This is a genomic window from Bartonella sp. P0282, from assembly GCF_048452985.1.
In the GTDB taxonomy this organism is placed as follows: Bacteria; Pseudomonadota; Alphaproteobacteria; order Rhizobiales; family Rhizobiaceae; genus Bartonella; species Bartonella choladocola.
In genome coordinates this window covers 421,698-447,420 of the sequence record NZ_WTFO01000003.1, presented here as the reverse complement: position 1 = coordinate 447,420, position 25,723 = coordinate 421,698, and the positions used below count along the sequence as shown (strand labels likewise).

8 protein-coding genes are annotated in these 25,723 nt (G+C 47.6%); all 8 read left to right on the top strand.

Translation table 11 applies throughout. The features are described from left to right. The first annotated feature begins 1 nt into the window (after position 1). The 8 genes from otnK to GQS64_RS10875 all read left to right on the top strand — a co-directional run bounded on the left by otnK (position 2) and on the right by GQS64_RS10875 (position 25,705). Entirely contained in the window at positions 2–1,270 is a 1,269-nt protein-coding gene (gene otnK, locus GQS64_RS10910; RefSeq protein ID WP_198231596.1) for a 3-oxo-tetronate kinase, read from the top strand. A gap of 4 nt (positions 1,271–1,274) precedes the next feature. After that, positions 1,275–2,054 (top strand): 2-oxo-tetronate isomerase, encoded by a 780-nt coding sequence (gene otnI / locus GQS64_RS10905; RefSeq protein ID WP_198231595.1) that lies wholly within the window; start codon positions 1,275–1,277, stop codon positions 2,052–2,054. A gap of 81 nt (positions 2,055–2,135) precedes the next feature. Then, on the top strand, positions 2,136–2,933 hold the full coding sequence (locus tag GQS64_RS10900; RefSeq protein WP_198231667.1) for a DeoR/GlpR family DNA-binding transcription regulator: 798 nt from the start codon (positions 2,136–2,138) through the stop codon (positions 2,931–2,933). Beyond that, the gene (gene denD, locus GQS64_RS10895; RefSeq protein ID WP_198231594.1) at positions 2,926–3,888 is read left to right on the top strand and encodes a D-erythronate dehydrogenase; all 963 of its coding nucleotides are present in this window, start codon (positions 2,926–2,928) and stop codon (positions 3,886–3,888) included. Before GQS64_RS10900 ends, denD begins: the two co-directional genes overlap by 8 nt. 38 nt (positions 3,889–3,926) lie before the next feature. Further along, positions 3,927–4,562, top strand: coding sequence for an aldolase (locus GQS64_RS10890; RefSeq protein ID WP_198231593.1), 636 nt, complete (start codon positions 3,927–3,929; stop codon positions 4,560–4,562). A gap of 59 nt (positions 4,563–4,621) precedes the next feature. Beyond that, a complete protein-coding gene (locus GQS64_RS10885; protein WP_077993549.1) occupies positions 4,622–5,923 on the top strand; it encodes an MFS transporter in 1,302 nt (433 codons plus the stop codon). A 486-nt stretch (positions 5,924–6,409) separates the two neighbouring features. Continuing rightward, complete coding sequence (locus tag GQS64_RS10880) at positions 6,410–6,604, top strand: hypothetical protein (protein WP_198231592.1); 195 nt, start codon at positions 6,410–6,412, stop codon at positions 6,602–6,604. 906 nt (positions 6,605–7,510) lie between these two features. Further along, positions 7,511–25,705, top strand: a complete 18,195-nt coding sequence (locus GQS64_RS10875; RefSeq protein WP_198231591.1) for an Ig-like domain-containing protein — start codon at positions 7,511–7,513, stop codon at positions 25,703–25,705. Positions 25,706–25,723 lie beyond the last annotated feature (18 nt).

Below are 25,723 nucleotides of genomic sequence, written 5' to 3'. Positions count from 1 at the left end.
AATGAAACTTGGAGTCATTGCCGACGATTTTACCGGAGCAACGGATATTGCAGGATTTCTTGTCAAAAACGGTTTGAAAACCGTGCAATTGAATGGCGTTCCGCGTGAGGGTGTCAACGTTGATGCCGATGCGGTTGTTGTCAGTCTGAAAAGCCGTTCCTGCGCGCCTGAAAAGGCAGTTCACGATAGCCTTGCGGCATTGCAATGGTTGAAAAATCACCACAGTGAACAGTTTTTCTTCAAATATTGTTCAACCTTCGACAGCACTTCCAAAGGGAATATCGGGCCGGTCACGGATGCTCTGCTTGATGCTTTGGGCGAGGATTTTACTGTTATTTGTCCGGTTCTTCCGGTGAACGGACGCACCATTTATTGCGGTTATCTTTTCGTGAATGGCGTGCCTTTGAGCGAATCGGGAATGCGCCATCATCCGGTAACGCCAATGACAGATTCCAATATTATGCGGGTGATGGAAGCACAATCCGAAGGGCGTTGCGGCAATGTTCCAAGCCAAATTATTGATAAAGGCATTGCGGCGGTTAAAAATTGTTTGCAACAATTGCGCCAGAACGGTTTTCGTTATGCTGTTCTGGATGCACTCAATGACAAACATATCGAAATATTGGGAAAGGCCGTTGCCGATATGAAATTTGTTACCGGCGGTTCGGGGCTTGCCGACGGTATGGCGCGCGCCTGGACAGATTTGCACGGTGATGTCGAACAGGCAGAAGCGGCCGGTCAACCCTTGGAAGGGGCGACTGTGGTTCTCTCCGGTTCCTGTTCGCAAATGACAAATGCGCAAGTTGCAAAATATAAAGAGATGGCGCCTGCACTGGCTGTAGACGTTGGCCGCGCGGTGAGCGACGCGAATTATTTTTCGGAACTCGTCGAATGGGTAAAGCAAAACAGCAACCAGAAATATGCGCCATTGATTTATGCGACAGTGATGCCGGAAGAGCTTTCAAATACGCAAGCAAGCTTTGGAGCAGAAACGGCAAGTCAGGCCATTGAAACGCTTTTTGCAAAAATTGCCAAAACATTGGAAAGCCAGGGCTATCGGCGTTTTATCATTGCAGGTGGCGAAACATCGGGTGCGGTTACTCAGGCGCTTGCGATTGAAGGGTTTAAAATCGGGCCGCAAATTGCCCCCGGTGTGCCGTGGGTCAGAAGTATCGGCAAGTCGCTTTCACTGGCATTGAAGTCAGGCAATTTCGGTGATGAAGATTTTTTCATTGTCGCCCAACAGATGAAGACGGTTAAAGGGGAGTAATATTATGCCGCGTTTTGCTGCTAATCTTTCTATGATGTTCACCGATGTTCCTTTTATTGAACGTTTTGGCCGTGCCGCCAAAGCCGGATTTGAAGCGGTGGAATTTTTGTTTCCTTATGATTTTGCGCCTGAAAAGCTTGCAGAAGAACTTAAGAAAAACGATTTGAAGCAGGCCTTGTTCAACATGCCGGCAGGAAAATGGGATGAAGGCGAACGTGGCATGGCGGCCATTCCGGGACGTGAAAAAGAATTTCGCGACAATGTGGATAAGGCTTTGGAATATGCTTTGGCATTGGATTGCAAATGTCTTCACGCTATGGCGGGTGTGGTGAACGGGCTTGATCGCAATGAATGCGAAAAAACATTTATCGAGAATTTCCGTTATGCGGCAGACAAAGTCGCACCGCATGGAATTACTGTTTTGACGGAGCCGATAAATACCCGCAACATGCCCGGTTATTTCGTCAATCACCAGCTTGATGGCGTAAGGTTGATGGAAGAGGTGGGGCGCAAAAATGTTGCTGTCCAGTTCGACCTTTACCATGCGCAAATTATGGATGGCGATTTAACGCGATTGACAGGAAAAATGGCGGGGAAATTTGCCCATGTGCAGGTGGCTTCTGTGCCGGATCGCCATGAACCGGATGAAGGCGAACTGAATTTCCCCTACCTTTTCGACGTGCTTGATCGGGTGGGATACAAAGGTTTTATCGGTTGCGAATATAATCCGCGCGGCAAAACCGAAGATGGTTTGGGCTGGTTCCAGCCTTATAGCAGAAAATAATCCTTATAGCTGGAAGTCGTCCCGATAGCTGGAAGCAGTCCAGCTAGAAGAAAGTAATCCCGATAACAGGAAGTAGTGATTGTGATACCCGCAGAACGTCAGGCTCTGATTATTCAACATTTGTCGCAACGACATGTCTTGTCGATTGCCGAAATTGCCGACATGTTGGGCGTTTCGCAAATGACTGTCCGGCGTGATATAAGGGCACTTGAAGATCAGGGGCGGGCACTTTCTGTTGCCGGTGGTGTAGAATTGCCTGAGCGCATCTCGCGAGAGCCTTCGCATATTGCAAAACGCGCCATGGCGCATAACCAAAAAGTAGCGCTTGGCAGATTTGCCGCAAGCTTTGTAAAGCCCGGACATGTTGTCTATCTTGATGCCGGCACAACAATGTTGGAACTGGCGCGGCAATTGGCAAACATTCCCGACATTATCGTTGTGACCAATGATTTTGTTATAGCAAGTTTTTTAAGTGAGGAAAGCACATGCCGCCTTTATCATACAGGCGGGGAGGTCGAGCGTGAAAACCAGTCCTGTGTGGGAACTTCGGCAGGGCTGACCATTCGCCAGTTCAATTTTGATATAGGTTTTATTTCAACCTCTTCATTCGGCACGCGCGGTATCTCGACACCGCAAGAAAATAAAATTCCGGTCAAGCGTGCAGTCGTCGAGAGGTCTTCCCGCCGCATATTGGTAACCGATAGCAGCAAATACGGTCTGGTGGGGACATTCAATGCCATTCCGCTTGAAGCGTTGAATATGGTTATCACCGACGATGGTCTTCCGCAAAATGCACAGGATGCCATTACCGAAAGGGGTATCGAGCTGCGTCTCGTATCCTATGAAGAAAATCCGACAGAGAGGCAAAATCATGGGTAAGATTATTGTAACCGGTGGTGCCGGTTTTCTGGGCAGCCGGCTGATTGCAAATTTACTGAAGGAGCAAGGAAATAAAAGTTTTCCTGCTTTCAAGGAAATTGTTTCTGTCGATCTTGCCGATTGTCCGGTTAAAGATAACCGTGTGAAATCGGTAAGAGGCGATATAGCCAATCCCGACTTTGCCGAAAAAATTGTGACCGCTGACACGGTTGCAATCTATCATATGGCTGCGGTCTTGAGTGGACAATCGGAAGCCGAATTCGACACCGGTATGCGGGTTAATGTCGACGGAACCCGCGCGCTTCTCGAAGCGGCGCGCAAAACCGGAAAAAAACCGTTTTTTATTTACACCTCTTCGCTTGCGGTCTTCGGCGGCCCGATGCCCGATGTCGTACCCGAAGATCTCGCTTTGATGCCGCAATCTTCTTATGGTGCGGAAAAGGCAATCGGAGAATTGCTGGTTTGTGAATATAGCCGCAAAGGATTTGTTGATGGTCGTGTCTGCCGTTTGCCAACGATTGTGGTGCGTCCGGGCAAGCCGAATTCTGCTGCGTCGTCTTTTGCAAGCGGCATTATCCGCGAGCCGCTTTCGGGGATCAAATCGAACAATCCTGTACCGGCATCGACCTTGATGTGGCTTTCATCACCCGATGTTGTGGTCAAAAACCTCACCCATGCTTTGACTGTCGGCGAGCAGGAATTGGGTTTGAAGCGTGTTCTTAACCTGCCCGGATTATGCGTCAGCGTTGATGAAATGCTAGAAAGTCTCGAACGTGTCGCCGGACATGAAACGCGCATGCTTGTGAGTGAACATCCCGAACAGCGTATTATTGATATTGTGTGTTCATGGCCGGGCAATTTCGATGTTTCGCGCCCGCTTTCGCTGGGCTTCATTTGCGACCGCGATTTCGACAGTATCATTCGCCAATATCGGGATGAATTTGTCACCCGATAACGTTGCTTGGAACACCCATAGAAAACGAGGTAGAAATAATGACAGAACAGGAAACCCGCGAGCTTCTTGTTGAACTTGGCGCAAGTCTTTTCCAGCGCGGTTTCAGCGTTGGTAGTGCCGGCAATATTTCTGTGCGACTTGAAGACGGTTATCTCATGACCCCGACCAATTCATCATTGGGAAGGCTTGATAGTAAAACATTGAGCAAGCTCGATCAGAATTGGAACCATATTTTGGGTGATCGCCCTTCCAAAGAAGTGTTCATGCACCGCGCTTTTTTCAGAGCGCGTCCGCAAATAGGCGCAGTCGTTCACCTTCATTCAACATATGCAACGGCCATCAGTTGTATGCCGACAGGGCGCGAAGACCATCCGATTACGCCTTATACGCCTTATTTTGTCATGCGTATCGGCAACAGATTACCCGTTATTCGTTATTACCGGCCGGGTAACAGCGAGATGGAAGAAGAAATATTTGAACAGGCAAAGACAGCTACCGCACTTTTGTTGGCCAACCACGGATCGGTGGTTTCGGCAAAAACACTGGTCGATGCGGTCAATGCTGCCGAAGAGCTTGAAGAGTCAGCCCATCTTGCTTTGATGCTGCAAGATAAACCGGCACGGGCACTCGATAGTGACCAGATTGAAGACTTATTGAGCACATTCAAACAGTAACAAACAGGTAAATCACAGAAAATATGAACCAATAGCGAACATCTACGGGAGGGTTGTCTATGGACACATTGGGTTCACTACAGGAAATTGATCGAAGCAATGAAGATTTTACTTATCGTAAAATTGCATTCCGGATCGTTCCCATTCTCATGATCTGTTATATTGTTGCTTATCTTGATCGTGTGAATGTCGGATTTGCAAAACTACAAATGGAAGTTGATCTCGGCTTTAGCGAAACGGTTTACGGTTTCGGAGCCGGGCTTTTTTTTATCGGGTATTTTTTCTTCGAGGTTCCGAGCAATATTCTGTTGCATAAAGTCGGTGCACGGTTATGGATTGCCCGTATTTTGATTACCTGGGGAATTTTATCGGGAATTTTTGCATTCGTGCAAAATGAATGGCAATTTTACAGTTTGCGGTTCCTGTTGGGTGTTGCCGAGGCGGGGTTTTATCCGGGGGTTATTCTCTATCTTACCTATTGGTTCCCTTCCCATCGACGGGCAAAGATGTTCGCAATATTCCAGGCCGGTAGCCCTGCTGCCGGAATATTCGGAAATCCGCTTTCCGGCTGGATCATGAACACATTCCATTCTGTCGATTCCTGGCATGGCTGGCAGTGGATGTTCGTGCTTGAAGCAATTCCTGCTGTTGTTTTGGGCGTTATTGTTCTGCTTTATCTCGATAATAGTGTGAGCGGTGCAAAATGGCTTGATGCCAATGAAAAAGCGATGGTTTCGCAAGATATAGAAGCCGATCATGCAGCGGCAGCCTCGACACATTCATTTACCGGACTTATCAGAAATCCCATGGTCTGGCTTATGTCATTCATTTATTTCTGTTTTGTGATGGGGCAATATGGGTTAACCCTGTGGTTACCGACATTGATTAAAGCATCCGGCGTAGAAGACAATCTGATAATCGGCCTTCTTGGCGCTATTCCCTTTATCTGTGCAATTATTGCCATGGTTTTGTTCTCGCGCAGTGCCGATAAACATCGCGAGCGGCGCTGGCATCTTGTCGTGCCGGCACTGATGGGCGCTTTCGGTTTTATCATTGCAGCAACCGCCACAAGCACGACAGTGTCTATTATTTTTCTGTCTTTTGCGACTGCTGGCGTTTTGTCATGTGCACCGCTTTTCTGGTCGTTGCCGACAGCCATTCTCAGCGGTTCCGCCGCAGCGGCGGGAATTGCAATCATCAATTCGATTGCCAATCTCGCCGGTTTTGCAAGCCCGTGGATGGTTGGCGCTTTGCTTGATCTCACCCATTCTCCGGCTATCGGAATGTATGTTCTTGCAGGTTTTCTGGTTGTGGGGGCTGCAATCGTGCTTTCAATATCGGCTGAAAGAGTAAACCGGTAAAACAACTATAAAGGCAAACCGCTTCGATCTTATGAAGCGGTTTGCCTGTTAGCATAATCGACAACAAAAATATTATTTGAACATGATTATTTTAGTTAATTCACATTGATAAAAAACCAATTCAAATATTATCAATTTATCCCATATAGTATCACAAAATTTCATTTTATATTGATACGTTCAGTATCATACTTTCTTTTTGTTTTAAGTTTGAAACATGATGTTTTGAATTTTTCCGACCGGCTCTCGAACGGGGAAGATTTAATCAATGAACATATGTATCCCGTCACATATCTATCTTGTCGAAAGACGGTTCATCGCGTTCTCAATCCAAGAAAAAAACCCGATAGAATTTCCGCATTTTAGTTTAGCAGACATGCAACGGCTTGACGTATTGGATAGAGGCTTTTGAAACATCTGCCAGCAGCTTGAATGCGATTATCAGCCCGATTGTGAAGCGCCAGAGGCTCAAAGAACAAAGCCGGAATGAAAAATTTTGGCAGTAGCGATGTCGGCATTAAAGAAATCGGCATTAAAAAGGTTTGCATTAAAAAATTCGCTAATAAAGAGGTCAGCAATAAAGAAGGCGGCAATAAAGAAGTCGGCAATAAAGAAGTCGGGAATAAAGAAGTCGGCATTAAAGAAGGTGCAATAATAAAGTTTAACGGGATTCTTCAATAATAGAAATTGAAAGAATTTGGCAATAATAGAGCTTGCAATCATGAAGCACAAAAGAGTGCCGCCCGATCAATAGATATTAACGATTGCCAAGAAATTTAGCCCGAACATTGCAAGCCCACATATTGCCGATCATGTGAAAGCTTTTGGTCTTGGCAAAGACTTCTCTGCGGAATGTCTGCTCATAACGAGGGAAAAGCTTAGTTGAAAATAGAGACGTTTATCCCACCTGGCAGACGGCATGTAAGCAAAGGAAAGATGAAATGGTTGAGACCAAAAAACAAAACATGGTTAATAAAGGGTTTAAAACCGGTCATACAAAATTCAATTGCCGTATTAAAAATTGAAAATGATTTTTACGTTTATCAATAAAACAATTAAAAAAATATTGATAAATATTTTTTAAAAACAATTTAAAATGACAAAATATAATAAATATTAATTTTTTATATAATAATTTAAAATTAAATAATTATAAAAATATAACAAAAGTATAAATAAAATTACAATTATATATTTTATTAAAAATAAATATGAATATAATTAACTGTATTTTAAAAACCGTTAATAAAATTATAAATAACAGTATAATATATAATTAAATATATAAATTTATTTTAAATAAACAATTAAATTAATATTTCTATTTTTACAGGTTTATGAAATAATTTTTCTAAATAACCGGTTTCACGGCGCGGTTGCATCGTTTGAAAAAACATTTTTAAGTTGCAATAAAAATAAAAAACAACTAAAAGTAGAAGGCTAACTGACTATTGGCAGTTGCGGATAGTGCCTTAGATGGCATGTATCTGCCGTGTTTTCGCCGGGGGAAATCACAAAATATTGGGTGCCAAACAAGTGGCGTGGCAACGCCATTGCATAATTATCGAGTGATGTAGGAAGCAGGAAATGACAAAGTCGGAAATCATCAAACAACACCCAGCCGTGAAGTTGACCGTTAATAGCGGCTCCGTCGACAGTGGTGGTAAGCCGCATAATTATATCCTCACAGCGGATAAAGAAAGTATTACCAACTATTCCCGTTCCGGTAATGATCTGGTGATCGACTTTGTTAACGGAAAAACTGTTCGCATTGCCAATTTTTTTGCCTCCGGTCACCCGGTTAGCAATTTGATATTCATTGATGATGGTACAACATGGCTCACCGACTTCAGTCAGGCCTTGTCGGATAATGGCGACGGGATTCTCGATACCAATGTTTTCTATGAGGAAATAAAGGATAAAAGCGGCTATTCACAGAATGTATTGTTAGGAATTCTGGGTGCAGCCGCCGGTGCCGGCGGTATTGCTGCGGTTGCTTCGGGTGGTGGCGATGACGATCATGATGAACCGGCTGTTGATAAAACGCCGCCGGCTGTTCCGCAATATTACGTCATCAACAATAATGACCCGAAAAATCTTCTGGCTGTCGCAAATGGCGGCTATCTGAATGATACAACGCCGCTATTGTCCGGTAAGGGAACGCCCGGCAATACGGTCAGGATCCATCTTGACGGTTTTCCCGATATGACCACAAGGGTCAATTCGGACGGCACGTGGAGTTACGAGTTACCGAAGTTGAGTGACGGCAAATATACGGCCAAAGTCACCCAGATTGACTCGAACGGGAATGTGAGTGCGGAATCGAAATACGATTTCAATGTTGACACAAAGGCACCGGATGCACCGACTGTAGCCAATGCGGTGGATAATGTTTCGCCCGATCCGGTGGGGTCGGACGGTATATTGCATGACGGAGACTATACCAATGACAATACGCCCACATTAACCGGCAAGGGCGAGCCGGGAAGCACAGTCAAGATTTATGATACCGATGACAAAGGCAATAAAACGCTTGTAGGACAGGGTACTGTCGATAAAAATGGCAACTGGTCGGTTGAAACAAACAAAGCTTTAAGTGATGGTCACCATAAACTCACCACGACATTGACAGATCCTGCCGGAAACGAAAGCCAGGGCAGTGATTTCAACGTCAATATAGATTCAAGCAGACCCGGCCGGATCGAAAATTTCCGCGTCGAGGATAATTATCCCGAAATAACCGGTGCGCTGCCATCGACGGGCGGCACAACCGATGACGATACGCCGGTTTTTGCCGGTAAAATCGGTAAAGACGTCACCCATATCATCATTAAACTCAATGGTCATGAATTTGTCATTGACCGGAACACTTTGAACGAAGCAGGACTTCAAAGAGGAGCGGCAGAAAAGGTTATCAAAGACGACGGCACATTCGCCTTCCGCTTGCCTCAAGCCTATAAGCTTACCAATGGCAATTATAATTATGAAGTCTATGTCAAAAATAAAGTCGGGAATGAAAGCGATCATATTAACGGCAATTTCGCTTTTGACCGGACACTTCCCCCCACAATGGGCGATCAAAATCTTGATGTCATTGATAATGTCGGCGCGGTTACCGGATCTTACAAAAATTGGGCAACACGCGACAGTGACCATAAGAAAGTGACCGACGATAATCATGCGGTGTTCAAAGGCAGGATTCCGGACGGTTATGATGTTGCAAAGGTCGATCACATCAACATTTATGACGATGGCAAGAAGATTGGCGAAGCCAAGGTCAAGAGTGACGGGAGTTTCGAATATAGTCAGGAGTGGTTGCAAGGCGACCATCGCTTAAGTGCAGCCATTGTCAACAAATTCGGCACAGTCGGTGAACAGTCAAAACCGGATGATTATGATTTCTGGGTTGATCTTAACCGCGCAGGACCACCTTCTATCCAGCAGGTACAGGATGATGAGGGGCACTATCATGAATCGGGTTACCCGACCAATGCCAACAGCTTCTTTATCACGGGTGGCGGGCCGTCTTCAGGGAAAGTAACACTCAGGCTTTATGACAAGGACGGCAATCCGGTCAAGAATTTCAAAGGTGAGCCTTTGGAATGGACGGCCGATGTCACGAAAGATGGATCATGGTCGGTCAATACAGGTGATTTGTCAAAGCTTAATCCGCCTTTGAAGGACGGGGAATACAGTTTCAAAGCAAGTGCCGTAGACAGTAAAGGCGCTGCAACCGACCCGTCAGGCCCGCATTGGCTGGAACGCGATACGACAGCGCCCGATACGCCGGATGCGCCGAAGGCGATGGATAATGTTGGCGAAAAGCAGGGTGAAATCACTGCCGGAGGGACAACCGATGATGACACGCCAACCTTGTCGGGCAAGGGCAAAAAAGGCGAGATTGTCAAGGTTTATGACAATGACGGGAAAACGCCGATCGGCGAGACGGTTGTCGGTGATGATGGTACGTGGACTTTTACGCCTAATCCGCCGCTTGAAAGTGGTAACCACAGTTTGACGACGACATTGACAGATTCTGCCGGAAATGAAAGCGAACGGAGTGGTGCTGTCAAAATAACTGTCGACAAATCGGGTGTGAATATCTTTGCCGATGGTGCGCATGATGATGAAGGGGCAATCCGTAAGGATGTCCATGATAATGGCGTAACGGATGATCGCACGCCAACCCTTTACGGGCGTGGCACGCCCAATGAAACAGTCGTAATCACCGACGAAAACGGCAAGGAAATTGGCAAAACCAAAGTCGACGGCAATGGAAATTGGCAGTTGGAGCTTCCAAATCAGGCAGGCGATAATCAGGAAGTTACCCATAGCTATCACGCAAAAATCACCAATGCGGCAGGCAATAGCCAGTCTGTCGATTTCCATTTGACGATTGATACCAAAGCACCGGATGCACCGGCCATTGATAAAGTCATCGACAATGTCGGTAATAAAGATAATGCCGCCAACAGTACAAATGGCAACAAGGAACTTCATAGCGGTGACACCACCGATGATACAACGCCGACATTTTCCGGCAAAGGCACGGCCGGAGATGTCATCAAATTATATGATGGTAACAAACTTGTCGGCCAATCGGTTGTAAAAGACGATGGCACATGGAGCGTTTCGCCAACCAGCCCGATTACCGATCTCAAAGGAACACATGAATTTACAACGACGGCGACCGATCCGGCAGGTAACGAAAGCAACCATTCGGGCAAGTTCCTGTTAGGTTTCGATACCGAGCCGGTTCCGGCGATTGGCAACAGCAAGGATGAAGTCGATCTCATTGACGATGCGGGGGCCATTGTCGGCTCCTATCGCGACGGTCAGTGGGCGACGCGGCAAGGCCAGCATGGCGAGAAAACTGTTATCACCGACGATACAACGCCGACCCTTAAAGGCCAATTGCCGACAGATTTGCTGAATTCGGGCCGGATTTCGACAATCAATATTTATGACAATGGCCAATTATTGACCAAAATTCCGGTAAGCGAAGACGGACGTTGGGAATATACGCCCACATTGAAAGCCGGTAACAACCACAATTTTGAAGTTGCTTACGAGAACAAGGCTGGCGTTGAAGGGCCGCATACATCATTTCCGTTTGTTCTTGATATGGCAACCGTTGGCCAGACTTCGATCGATTCGGCGACAACAGGCGACACTAATGCACCCTATACATGGGGCAATTCGACGAAGGAAAACATATTCCATCTACAGGGAAGTGCGCCGGCCAATTCGACCATTACTGTTTATCTGAAAGATGATAGCGGCAAGGTCATCCATACATTTGACACCACGCAAAGCAATGGTACCGGTAGCTGGTCGCAAACGGTGGATTTGAGCACTGTTTCAGTGGAGACACGCAAAGCCATTGCCGATGGTCGTTACAGTTTTGTAGCCGATGCCAGAAATGACGCTGGAACGGTTGGTGCCAAATCCGGCGATAGCTGGGTCAATCGTGATACGACAGCACCGGAAAAGCCCGATATTGTCAAAGCGGAAGATAATTCCGGCGACAAGCACGGAACTATTGAAGAAGGCGGGACTTATGACGAGGATAGCCCGCATCTTTCCGGAAAAGGCGAAAAAAATTCCATTGTTACCATTTATGACGGCGACAAGATTATAGGAGAGACGACAGTCCATGAAAATGGCACATGGTCATGGACGCCCACCACGCCGCTTAAAGCCGGTTCACACAGTATAACAACCACCTTGACCGATGCAGCCGGCAATGTGAGCGATAAAAGTGACCCGTTGGGGTTCAATCTTGATTTGACACCTCCCGAAGTCAAAATCGATCACGCTGTTGACGACTATAACAAAGAGGCGAAAAACATCGCCAATGGTGGTGCTACCAATGATGCAATGCCGAAGCTTGTCGGGCGTGGAACAGCCGGACAAAAAGTGACGATTCTTGATAAGACAACCGGTTCAACCTATGAGACGACGGTCAAGGGGGATGGGACATGGGAATACCAGTTTACGACACCCCAACAAAATGCCGGTGAAGACAAGATACACGAATATATTGCCTCTTTGACAAATAATGCTGGCAATAAAGTTGAACATCATTTCAGCCTGCATATTGATACAACGGCACCGGCGACACCAAAGCTTGTCGAGGTTATCGACAATGTCGGCAACGATCCGGCAACTTATCCGGATGGCAACCGTTCATTGGAAAACAATGATATTACCGACGACACCACGCCGACCTTTAATGGTAAAGGTGTCGCGGGAGATATTATCAAGCTTTATACGGTTAATGAACTTGGCGAGCGCACACTTATCGGCCAGACAGTTGTTCATGAGGATGGAACATGGTCTGTCACGCCGACGGTCGCTTTGACCGATGACCCAAATCATAGCCCGACAAAATATACATTTATTGTGACAGAGACGGATAGTGTCGGCAATGAAAGCAATCCGACAGACGGCTATAATCTTTTCATTGACCGCGATCCACCGGTTCTTGACGACAAGACCATCAAGCTTGTCGACAATAAGGAAACGAATGTCGGTGACTTCCCGAACTGGTTCGAGAAGGATGACGGTAAGGGTGAAAAAATCAAGCTTACCAATGATGATACGCCGACAATGAGCGGACGCGCGATTTCAGGCGACACGAAATCGGTCAATATCTATGACAATGGCAAGCTGATCGGTTCTGCCGAAGTTGACGAAAATGGCGACTGGAGTTTCACACCGTCAACCGATGCAACCGGACACGGGCTTGGCGATGGCGTGCACGAATGGATAGCGCGTCCGGTTGACAAAGCCGGTAATGAAGGTGCGTCAACGCCTGCCTATAAATTCGAGGTTGATACAAAGGGACCGACAGGAACACTTGGCAGTGACATCGGCTTGTGGGATGACGAGGGGCCACAAACTGGCGAATTTGACGGTGCCAATGGCACCACCGCATGGAACATAAACGATGCCGGTCATAAAGTAACCGACGATAAAACACCGGAGATCAAAGGCAAACTTCCGGCAGGAAGCGATGTCACGAAAGTACATATCTATGTTGACGGTACACTTGCCGGTATTGTCGACGTTGCAGCCGATGGCACATGGTCCTATACACCGCATTTGAGTTCGGGCACACATAAAATCGAAGCCCGTCCGGCCGATAATGCGGGCAATGAAGGTGAAGGCAAAATCTGGAATTTCGACATTGCCGGAGCAGCTCCGGGAATGCCTGCCATTACCGGCATTTACAACAATGACGAAAAACAGATTGATGCATCCCATCCGGATGGCAAGTTCATTGATAAAAACCAGTTTACCAATGATGCCAAACCGCTCATCAAAGGAACCGGTGATGCCGGTTCGTTTATCAATATCTATATTGGCGATAAACTTGTTGCCAAGGGTGTGTCGGTCGGGGGTGACGGCCATTGGGCAGTCGAGATTGATCCGTCATTGGCCGGTATTTTGCCGAATGGCGAGAGCTGGCAAATTCGCGCTTCAGCAAGTGACAGTGCCGGACAGGAATCCGACAAGACAGGGTTCTGGCCGATCAATGTCGATACGTTGAAGCCCCTCACACCGGATTTGCCGAAGTTGGACGACCATATCGGTGATAAACAGGGAGATGTAGCTGAAAACACGACAATTGATGACAAAGCCCCCACAATTCACGGAAAAGCTGGTGAGGGTAATGTTGTTGTCGATATTTATGATACCGTCGATGGCAAGACAAAACATGTTCAGACTGTTATGTCCGATGGTGAAGGAAACTGGAGCTATACCCCAACCGACCTCGGACAGGGCAAACATTCGATTACCACGACTTACACGGATAAGGCTGGCAATATCAGTGACAAGAGTCCTGCATTCGACTTTAACATTGATAGTTCGGCAATTATCGTTTCGATCAATTATGCTGCCGATAATGCGGGTCATATTGTCAAAGATCTTGCAAATGGCGCAACAACGGATGACACGACACCGACGCTTTATGGTACAACCACTTCCAACACAGTTGTCACCATCAAAGAAGGTGACACGGTTATTGGCACGGTTACTTCCGACGGGCATGGCAATTGGTCGTTTGAACTTCCCGAACAAACAAACGGGCACCATGTTTATACCGCTTCTGTGACAGCACAAAACGGCAACAATGCCCATTCTGATTTTGCCCTTGATATTGATAATACGCGGCCTGAAGCACCGGACATTACGCGTGTTCAGGATGACGTACCGCTCAACACCGATGATCTGGTTTCGAGTGGCAAAACCAATGATACCAAGCCGACATTTTATGGCAAAGGTAATCCCGGCGATACAATAACCATTTATGACGAGATTGACGGCAAACTGGTCAAGATCGGCACGGCCATTATTGGTAACGATCATAAATGGGTATGCACGGTTGACGAGCTTCTTCCCGGTGCCCATCATTTCAAGCTCCAGACAACCAACAAGCTTGGTGTCGATAGCGAAAAATATACCGAATATGATCTGACGGTGAAGACAGATGCACCGACCGAGACGACGAGCCTTGTTTCGATTAATGAAGATCGGGGTTTGAGCGATAGCGATTTCAAGACCGGTGATGACAGCCTTGTTTTCAAATTCGGTGTTAGTGAAAAATTGCCGGCCGGCTACAAGGTTCAGGTCAATATTGACGGCAAATGGTATGACGCCACCTATGACGAAACTGACGGTTATTGGTATTATGACCACTCGAAAATTCATCTCGCTGAAGGTGTCCACAAGGTTTACGGGCGCGTTGTCGATGATGCGGGCAATGTCAAAGACGGTCCGGCGCAGGATGTCGCAATTGACAAGACTGCGCCGATCGGTGGCAATTATGAAATCGTGATTGACAGCTTTACCGACGATGTCAATGAGGAAGGCGGGTCAAAGAGCCGTTCCAATGGTGAAGCAACCAGTGATAATACGCCGACTTTGATGGGGCATACATCGGGCATGAAGGCCGGTGATTATGTCACTGTGCAGGTCAAAATCGGTGACGATTGGGTAACCATCGGCACAGCAAAAGTTGACGGGTCGGGCAATTGGAAGTTCGACGTCAAAGGTATTCCCGGTGGCACGGCAAAAGATCATCTCGATGACGGCTATCACGAATTCCGGGGCGTGATTACGGACGAAGCGGGTAATCTCGGACAAGCTTCTTCAGGTTTTGGCCTCGATGTTGCAACAACACCGCCACCTGTAATCAACGAAAGCGGCCTTGATCTTTTTGACGACCAGTCGCCCGATGTGGGAACAATCAAACGCGGACAAAGCACCGACGACAGCCGTCCGACATTGAAAGGGGCTGCCCATTCGGTTGACCCGACAAAAGTGGGTTCAATCAACCTTTATGACAATGGCAAGCTTGTCGGAACGGGTAAAGTCAATAGTGACGGGTCATGGAGTGTCGAGCCGACAGTACCACTGCGTCAAGGCGATCACAGTTTTGTTGCAAAACCGGTCGACCATGCCGGTAATGAACAATCGCAGGGAACAGCAGCGTGGGATTTCAACTTTGCCGGCCATGCACCCGCTACTCCTTCTATCGTCAATGTTCTTGATGATAATGGTGATACGATCCAGAAAAATGCCGTTACGCGCGATTCCACGCCGCTTATCAAGGGTACAGGCACAACCGGTTCGATTGTTCATATTTTCGTTGACGGAAATGACGTTGCACAGGTCAAAGTGAAGGATGATGGAACATGGGAAACCACCCTTAACGAGCTTTCCAATCCGGCGACAGACCGGAATGGTACCAGTCACAACATTAAAGCCCAAGCAGTGGATCCGGCCGGTAACTGGAGCCATGAAACGGGCGAGTATCCGATCATTGTCGACAGACAAGCACCGGATGCACCCGATGCACCGACGGCCAAAGACGATCAAGGCAATACAATTACCGGAACAACGGCCGATTCAACCCCGATTTTGAACGGAAAGGTCAACGACCATCAACCCGGTGACAAGGTCAACATCTATCAGGATGGTGTCAAGGTTGGAGAAGTTCCGGTCAATGATGCGGGAGAATGGTCATGGACACCGAAAAATCCGTTAGGAAATGGCAATCACCAGTTCCAGACGTCTGTGAGTGATGCAGCCGGTAATGAAAGCGACAAGGGGGCTGCGACCGATGTCATTGTTGACACCAGTACGGTCAATGTCAGCATTGATTATCTTGTTGACGACCAGTCACCGGTCGAAACACATGTTACAAATAATGACAAGACGGATGACAGAACGCCGTTAATTTGCGGAAAGGCAAAACCGAATTCGGTTGTTGTACTCACTTACACCGATGCTGAAAACAATGTGCATCAACTGGCAAGTGTTACAGCCGATGGCGAGGGCAATTGGTCCTATCAGGTCAAGGACAGTGAAAAATTCGGCGAGGGACATTACGTCATCCATGCCGAAAGCAAGGACGCATCAGGAGGAAAAGCAACAGCCGATTTCAATTTTGACGTTGCATTAACAAACGATCAAATGCCGTCTATTGATAAAATAAAGGATGATGTCGGTGCTGTTCAGCAAGATGTTGGATATGGTGGCAGTACGGATGACACAACCCCGACGATTATCGGCAGTGGTGCAAAGCCATATCAGAAAGTCAACATTTATGACGCGGTAGAAGACCGCGATGGTCAAAAAGGTGAAAGCAAGCTGATCGGTTCGGTCACAGCCGATGGTGAAGGCAAATGGAGTTTCACCCCGCCTTCGCCATTAAGCGAAGCCACCCATCATCTTTCAGCCACAACGGTTGACGAAGTGGGCAATGAAAGTCGGCACTCTTCCGATTATAACGTGATTATCGATATTACATCGCCTGAACCGATCAAAAATGATACAGTTTCGGTGACCGATGATGTCCAAAACGATGCCAATGATTTTATCGGTAAACTTGAAAAAGACCAGTATACCAATGACAACCGTCCCGAATATTCCGGAAAAGCACCTTCCGACGCAAAAACTGTCAATATTTATGACAATGGCAAGCTGATCGGTTCGACCAAGGTTAAGGAAGACGGCACATGGTTATTCACACCTTCCGAAGATAAACCGCTTTCCGAAGGGAAGCACTCGTTGACAGCCCGTCCGGTGGATGCTTCCGGCAATGAGGGTACCGATTGTCAGGGGTCGGAATTTACCGTCGATACAAAGGCTCCCCAATCAACACCGAAAATTGTGGGAATACTTGATGATACCGGCGTTTCGGGATCGGATTTCAATACTTCGGATACCAGGCCTACCATTCTCGTGACTGTCGACGAGCCGATCGCCAGTGACGAACATGTGGAAATTTCGCTTGATAACGGGCAGACATGGATAAAAGCCGATTATAATTCTGAAACCGGACAGTATTATTATTCTGTTCAAAAAGGGCATGAACTGACCGGGCAGGTCTATCACATCAAAGCGCGTGTTGTAGATGCGGCAGGCAATGTCGGTCCGGTGGCCGGACATGATATGACGATTGATACCACGCCACCGGTTGACGGATACACAGTAACGATCAACAACGCCTATGATGATGTCCCGAACAATGTCGGTGATCTTCCATCAGGAAGTGCAACAAACGACAGCTCGCCCCTCCTTAAAGGCACTGTCACGGGTGCACATGACGGCGATCTTGTTCACCTCTATTATCGTGATGACAAAGGCAATCTCCATAGTGTTGCCGATAATATCCGTCTGACTAAAAATGACGATGGAACCTATACCTGGCAATACCAGCTTTCGGATATTGCCGAAGGCAGTCACCGTTATGTTGCGGTGGTCAAGGATACGGCAGGAAATGAAGGAGCGACAAGTGCCGACTTCTTGTTGACTGTAGACAAGACTCCTCCCGTCTGGGGGAATGTCGACAATATCGAATTGCGGGATGACCAGCAGCCGGTAACCGGTATTATTCCCCATTCGAACGGTGTCACAGACGACAATTATCCGGAAGTGCATGCAGGACCCGGTACAGTATCGGGTGCGAGCGGTGGCGTTGTAGAACTTTACGACGGAACCACCAAAATCGGCGAGGGGCTTATCGAGTCGGATGGCTCGTTTACGATTATACCCGACAAGGCTATCAACCCCGGACAACACAATTTCCATCTGGTTGCTGTAGATCAGGCCGGAAACCGCACACCGCTCGAAAATGCCGATTGGGATTTCAATTTCGCCGGACACGCTCCGGGCACGCCATCAATTACCAATATTATTGATAATTATAAAAATCCGGATGGTAACCCCGTTTATCTGCAAAAAGGCCAGTCTACAGACGATTCAACACCAACCCTTCACGGCATGGGGACTGTGGGTACGCGTATCCATATTTACCTTGACGGAGAAGAGATCAATACCGAAGACAATCCGGTTATTGTTGCCAAGGATGGCACATGGACTTTCAAACTTCCGGCTGCTTATGCCTTGAAAGATACGTCGACAAACGGTCTTGGAACGCGGCATGGTTTTGTTGTGCAGGCTGTCGACCAGACGGGTGTGGCGAGTTCAAAAACCGGCGAATATCCGATTATTTATGATAATCAAGCGCCAAACCGGCCGGATGTTCCTTCTCTTCAATCCGATCAGGAACCTGAAACCGGTACGATTGCGCAGAATGGAACGACACCCGACCAAACCCCGACATTCAGCGGTACTGTTCAAAACCCGCAAGTGGGCGACAAGGTTACCATTTACAACAAGGTCGGCGATGAATATGTCAAGCTTGGCGAGACAACGGTCGACCCGTCGTCTGGCCAATGGTCGTGGACACCGGAAAATCCGCTTGATAAAGGTAATTACGAATTTGCAACATCGGTCACCGATGCGGCAGGAAATGAAAGTGCAAAAAGCGATTCGACTTCGGTCACTATTGATCCGACAAATGTAAAAGTCAGCGTTCTTTATGCCGTTGATGACGAAAAGGATTACACCGGAAGAATTTCTGACGGTGGTCTCACCAACGACACAACACCGGAACTGCACGGGCGCGCCACGGCAAATTCCACCGTCTTCATCTATACCAATATCAACGGGGCAAAAACACTTATCGGCAAGGCCTATGCGGATGGCGATGGATATTGGACATTCGTGTGGCCGACAGACAAGGCACTTTCCGATGGAAGTCATACAATCATTGCCGAAGGTGGTTCGAACGACTCTGACGAATTTGTACTTAAAGTCGATACACGCAATACCAATATTCCGGTAATTGAAAACGTTGCCGACGATGTCGGTGCCATGCAATCGGACAATATGACATCACCCTCGGCGAGTGACGACACCACCCCGACACTGAAAGGCAGAGGTGCCGAAGCCAATGGTATGGTCAATATTTATGATACGATCAACGGGGTAACGCGCCTTGTTGACAGTGTTCGTGCCGATGCAAGCGGCCATTTTGAATATTCCGTGCAAAGCCCGTTACCGGAAGGAGAACATCACTTTACGGCAACATCTGTTGATGCGGCAGGAAACGAAAGCGATCAATCGAATATATTCGACTACACCATTGATTTGACAGCACCGGCGGCGTTGACTGACACCAGTCTTGTTGATGACGTAGATGAAAACACCGGTGTTATTGACGGTTTGACCAATGATAACAAGCCGACCTATAGCGGTTCGGCCAGTGCCGATACCGAAAAGGTCTATATTTACGACCGTGGAATAAAAATCGGCGAAGTCGATGTAATCAAAAATAACGGGCAATATACATGGAGCTATACGCCCGACACGGCTTTAAGTGATGGCGACCATTCGTTCCAGGCCAAACCTGTCGATGCGGTGGGAAATATCGGCATTCCGACCGATGCATGGGATTTTACTGTTCTGAGCGGCTCGATTGCGACAACAGCAAACATTTCGTCTATCACGCAGGATACCGGCTATGACGCGAACGATTTTGTAACCAACGACACCAGACCGACAATTTATATAAATGTGTCCGGAACGCTGAATGCTGCAAATGGTGAAAAAGTCCAGATCAACATTGGCGGTCATTGGTATGACACAACCTATGACGCAGAAAAGGGCTGCTATTTCTTCCGTCCGGTAACGGCTTTACCGTCGGGCAGCGACTATCTTTTAAAAACACGCATCATTGACAATGCAGGTCGTACATCGTCGGTCACCGAAAGAATGATGACAATTGATAACGATGCTCCCGATGGCTCGTTAACACTGGATAAATTCATTGATGATGTTGGTGTTAAAAACGAATTCAACAGTCATACCGAGAAAAACTATACCGACGACCGCACACCCGAATTACATGGAACGGTCTCGGGTGCGAAGTCCGGCGATTATGTTGTCATTTATCTTTCGGATAAAAATGGCAATATCCTGAAGGATAAGAATGGCAATCCGATCAAGTTCGGTTCTGTCCATCCTGATGGAACCAATTGGAAATTTACACCCAATCTTGATGCGGCCGATTATCCGGATAATGCGGAATATTATTTTGTTGCAGTGCTTGAGGATACAGCAGGCAATCAGGGGCAAAAATCCGCGCCGCTGGGATTGTTCCTGACAACGCAAGGGCCGGATTGGTTAGGCTCGAAGAGCTATGTTGTCTATGACGATCAGAACCCTGAAACAGGCAATATCGGTGAAAATGGCAAGCCCGCTGTTACCGATGACAATAGGCCGACAGTCAAAGGTGAAGCAGGTTCGCTTGATCCGGCCAAGGTTAAATATGTTCTTCTTTATGATGGAGATCCATCCGATCCTGATGCCAAACCGATTGGCCAGGCAAACGTCAATGAAAATGGCTCCTGGAGTGTGGAGCCGGAAAGTCCTTTGTTACCGGGGCACCACCGTTTCTGGGTTGTTCCTGTCAGCCATGCCGGAGTAACGGGAAAGACAAAATCGGATATATTCGAATTCGATCTTATCGGGCACGCTCCCGGAACACCGTCTATTACCCAGCTTGGCTCCGACGAGAATCCGAACATCAGTTTTCCTGACAACCAGATCCAGCGAAATGGCGTTACCCGCGACGATACTCCCTTTATAAAGGGCACGGGTACCAAAGGGTCAACTGTCAATATTTACGACCGCATCAATGGTGTGGACTACCTGATCGGAAGTGTAAAAGTTGATAACAATGGCAATTGGGAAAAGAGTTTGCAGCGGCTTGACGAAGGTATTCATAATATTTGGGTACAGGCGCAGGACGTAACCGGTACCAAGAGTGCAGCGACAGCACCCTATCCGTTCGAGGTGGATAGAACTGCACCGGACAGTCCCGGACGCGCTACCATTTCAAGCGATGTTGCCCCCAATAAAGCCGTGATCTCCGATGCCTTCACCGATCACGGAACAACAAACGATACAACGCCAACCTTCTCTGGCAAGATAGATAATTGGAAAGACGGCGATGTTGTAACCATTTATGACGGTGACAAAGCAATCGGCGAGACGAAAGTTAATCCGGATGGTACATGGTCGTTCACACCGACAACACCGCTTGATAAAGGCGAACATCATTTTACCACCACAGTAAAAGATGCGGCCGGCAATGAAAGCAATCGCGGCATTGGAACCGATATTACAATAGCCGATAATGGAAATACCGTAACGGTTGATTATGCCGTTGACAATGTGGATCCGCTTAAAGGCCCGATTGCCAATGGCGGGCACACAGACGATACAACGCCCGAACTTCACGGCACGGCACCACAAGGCTCGACTGTCACCGTTTATACCGATTCTTCAAAATCAAAGACAATTGGTGACCCGGTCGTTGTCGGGCAAGACGGCAAATGGTCTATCGGTTTGACGGAACAGACCGCCGGCGAACATAATTATTATGTCGAGGCAAAAGACGCCGGTGGCAATGTTCTTGCCGGACAGGATTTCAAACTGAATATTGATAATGGTCAACCGGAACAGCCGACAATTACCGGGGTTATTGATGATGTCGGCCTTATTCAGGGTGTAGTTGCAAATGGTGGCTCCCGTGTCGACAATGGCACGACCGACGATACCAACCCGACGATTAACGGCACGGCACCGAAGAACAGCCTTGTTATCATCTATGATAATGGCAAGGAACTTGGCCGCGTTTATGCCGATGGAAACGGCAACTGGTCTTATACAACCGGACCAATGCTCACCGAAGATGACCACAAGTTTACGGCCGTTTCGCAAAATGCCGTGGGAAAGACCAGCGGCGTTTCAAACGAATATCTTGTTAAGGTCGACATTACCGCACCCAAGGAGATAACCGGCGAGACAGTTCAGGATAATGTTTTGCCGAATAGTGCCAATGGTGAAGACGGTCCGGCCGTTATCACTGTCAATCAAAATGATTACACCAATGATGATAGCCCGATCTTCAGCGGAAACGCACCGAGCGACGCCAAGAAAGTGCGCATTTATGACAATAACAAGTTGATTGCCGAAGTGGATGTGGATAGCGATCATACATGGTTCTGGGAAGCGGGTAACAGAAACTCCGATGCCAAGCTTGCCAATGGTTCACACTCGTTGACAGCCCGTCCGGTGGACGCTGCCGGCAATGAAGGACCGGCATCTAAAGCGCATTCGTTTATTGTTGATAAAACGGTTCCCGGTGCCAAGGCAACACTCGACAGTATTACCGACGATACCGGGTTTAAGAGCGGCGACTTCACAACGCAGGATAATACATTGCTCTTCAGCTTCAAAGTGGATGGAACGCTAAAGGATACCGACAAGGTTCAAGCCCTCATCAATAACCAATGGTATGACCTCACCTATAATTCAGCCAATGGAAAGTGGGAACTTGATTGGCGAAATAAGCCCGCCCTTGCTGACGGAAGTTATGTCGTCAAGACGCGCGTTATTTCGAGTACCGGCATTTATGATGATGATGCAACCCAAAAGTCGGCAAAAACTGTTGTTATTGATAGCGATGGTTCGGCTCAACATTCCGAATTTGTGGGCTTTACCGGTAAAACCGGTAAAGTCTTCCAGAATGGTGAATATGTCGATGTTACAAATCCTGTTTTGATGGGTAAAATCAGCGGCAATCTTGCCGACCTTGAAGATGGTGCGAAAATCGGCATTTATCGCGATCACGTGCTGTTGGGCTATGTCGACAAAAGCCAGATCGGTAAGGATGGCACATTCAGTTTCAAACTGCCTGATGGCTGCCTGACCGACCGCCACAGCTATATCTTTACCACGGCAATTGTGTCGAATTCCGGTTATGTCGGCGAAGCACACAATGTCGAAGTGCGCGTTGACACAACCGGTGCTGCAAATGTTCCCGATTATGGAATTTCAAACAGAAATACTCAAAGAGGTAGTGGAGATTTAAGTTATACGCAGGCTGTCGCTCTCAACAATAATGGCGAGTGGCAGGTCATTTCCAATTCAAATGTCTGGGTTTTCAACAGTAGCGGCAAGGCCGAAGCCCACTATTTGGATTATCAGACAGGAATTAACAACGGGACTGTTGACGTTTGGGGGTGGGGGCCGGAATATGTTTTGTTCGGTTCCTATACTATGGCCGATTATAACCATGACGGCTACATTGATGTATGGTCAACAAAAACCTCCTATTCCTGGTATACAACCGCCGCCTATGTCGGCACAGGTGATAATCAATGGAATTATGTCGATGTGAAATATGCCGACATGCTCAATGGTGTGTCTATTGAAAACCACCTCGGCGGCATTGCCACTTTCGATATGAATGGCGACGGTTATCTTGATGTCATTCAGGGTGATTCCGGTATTGATTCAGGATCTGTCTTCTTGAACAAGGGCGCGACTTCGTCAAGCCTGAACGGCAACCAGTTTATCGGTATGGGGCGGCAATTCGGCGGTAACCAGTCCGCGCTCACAACCAATTTTATGACCGATCACCATGTGTCGGCAATCGACCTTGACAATAACGGGACGATTGATTTTGCCGGTAACGGGCTGATTAACAATACGACAGGCGTTTCCGGTTTTGGCAACAACTGGTATCAATTGATGACGCTCATGAACAATGGTGTGTCTGCCCCTAACGGGGTTTATGGTGCCAACTGGTCAGTTGGCCAGCATTTTGACGATTCATTGCCGAGTTACGGTAATGGCACTGATGAGGGAATTGGTCCTGACAACTATAAAAATACCATTTCCATGACATGGGCCGATTATAATGGTGATGGTTATATGGACCTGTTCCTTGCCAAAAATCACCGTAATTGGCATGGCAACAAGGAAAGCCAGATCTTTTATAATAAAGGTGACGGAACCGGGCAATTGCGTGGTGCTTACGGTATGAAGGACGACCTTGACGGTCGCTGGTCGGTTGCTATCGACTGGGATCACGATGGCAAAATGGATATTCTGGAGGTTCCGGGCTTTGGCCAGAGTGCCTCCGGCACGAAACTCTGGCATAATGGCGGCCTCGGTCTTGATGGCGCGGTCCAATGGGATAATTGGGATATCTTCGGTGCGCAGGGTGGCCGTCTTGCCAGTGCCAATGGCGATGTTGATCCAAAGAGCATTAATGGCAGTGGCATTAACTTCATTTATGGCATCGGTGTTGTCGACTATGACTGGGATGGCGCGCTTGATGTCACCATGCAGCGAGACAACGCCCATTCATCGCTCATTTTGTCGAACAAAAACAAGGTGGGTTATGGAACGTCATTGCATTTTCGCATCACCGACAAGGATGGCGCCAATGTGTTCTATAACAATACCGTCCAGCTTTTTGACTCTTCGGGAAAACTGGTTGCCGTGCAGGTTATCAATGCACAAGGTGGCATGGGTGTTTCCGATAATACCGGTCTTGTCCATTTCTATGGCTTGAAAGAAAATGAAACCTATTCGGTTGTTGTCTTGCGCAATACCGAGGGGCAATCGAATGATATTGGCGGCATTGCCCGCACCCGCACAACAGATACAACCGGTTATGGCAAAGAAAACACGATAGAAAATGTCAACACCTCGTGGACAGGTCTTAAAGCTGTTGAAGCCGACCATGCCTATATTCTGAATGCCAATAAGGATGGCGACACGGTCACCACCGGTGCGGGAAATAATGATCCGGCAACCCAGGGCTATCGTCCGGGACTTGTCGGAACCGGTTATAATGATGTTTTCACCGCCGAAGCCGGTAGCCAGAGTTATTCCGGTGGTGGTGGCTGGAGGAATGATGCCGGCGAGAAATACTGGCAGGCAAGCGGTGGTGAAGACATTGTCGATTTTGGCAAGGCAACCAACGGTGTCACAGTCGATCTCGGTAACACCGGCTATCAATCGACAGGTTTCAACAACGCCAAGTTCAATGACATTGAAGGTATTTACGGCAGTAAATTCGACGATACCTTCACCGGTAACAAGAGTGACAATTTCTTTGATGGTCGCGGTGGTAACGACACCTATCACCTTGAATCCGGCGGTCATGATCTTCTGCTTTATCGCCTGATCCAGCAGGATGATGCAACCGGTGGCAATGGCAGTGACACGGCCTATGGCTTCAAGGTAGGAACCTATATTGATGCCGACAAAACCAAAATTGATAATGATGCCGACCGTATTGATGTGAAGGACCTGTTGCAAGGTTACCGTGCCGATGCCGATGGTGCTGCCCATTTTGACGACAAGGGCAAAGCCCAGATCGACTGGGGGGATAATATCAAGGACTTCCTCTCGACCCGCGTTGAAAACGGCAATACGATTTTGAGTATTGACCGTGATGGCAAGGGGAATGCTTTCCAGTCGAGCGACCTTCTGACTTTGAACAATGTCAATACAGATCTGGAGACTTTGTTGGCAAATCATCAAATCATCATCGGTTGATTTTTGCCATGGCGGGAA

Bases quoted from the DNA above. Each gene is read 5' to 3' on its own strand.
- otnK (WP_198231596.1), top strand. From the start codon at position 2: ATGAAACTTGGAGTCATTGCCGACGATTTTACCGGAGCAACGGATATT.
- otnI (WP_198231595.1), top strand. From the start codon at position 1,275: ATGCCGCGTTTTGCTGCTAATCTTTCTATGATGTTCACCGATGTTCCT.
- denD (WP_198231594.1), top strand. From the start codon at position 2,926: ATGGGTAAGATTATTGTAACCGGTGGTGCCGGTTTTCTGGGCAGCCGG.
- GQS64_RS10890 (WP_198231593.1), top strand. From the start codon at position 3,927: ATGACAGAACAGGAAACCCGCGAGCTTCTTGTTGAACTTGGCGCAAGT.
- GQS64_RS10885 (WP_077993549.1), top strand. From the start codon at position 4,622: ATGGACACATTGGGTTCACTACAGGAAATTGATCGAAGCAATGAAGAT.
- GQS64_RS10880 (WP_198231592.1), top strand. From the start codon at position 6,410: ATGAAAAATTTTGGCAGTAGCGATGTCGGCATTAAAGAAATCGGCATT.
- GQS64_RS10875 (WP_198231591.1), top strand. From the start codon at position 7,511: ATGACAAAGTCGGAAATCATCAAACAACACCCAGCCGTGAAGTTGACC.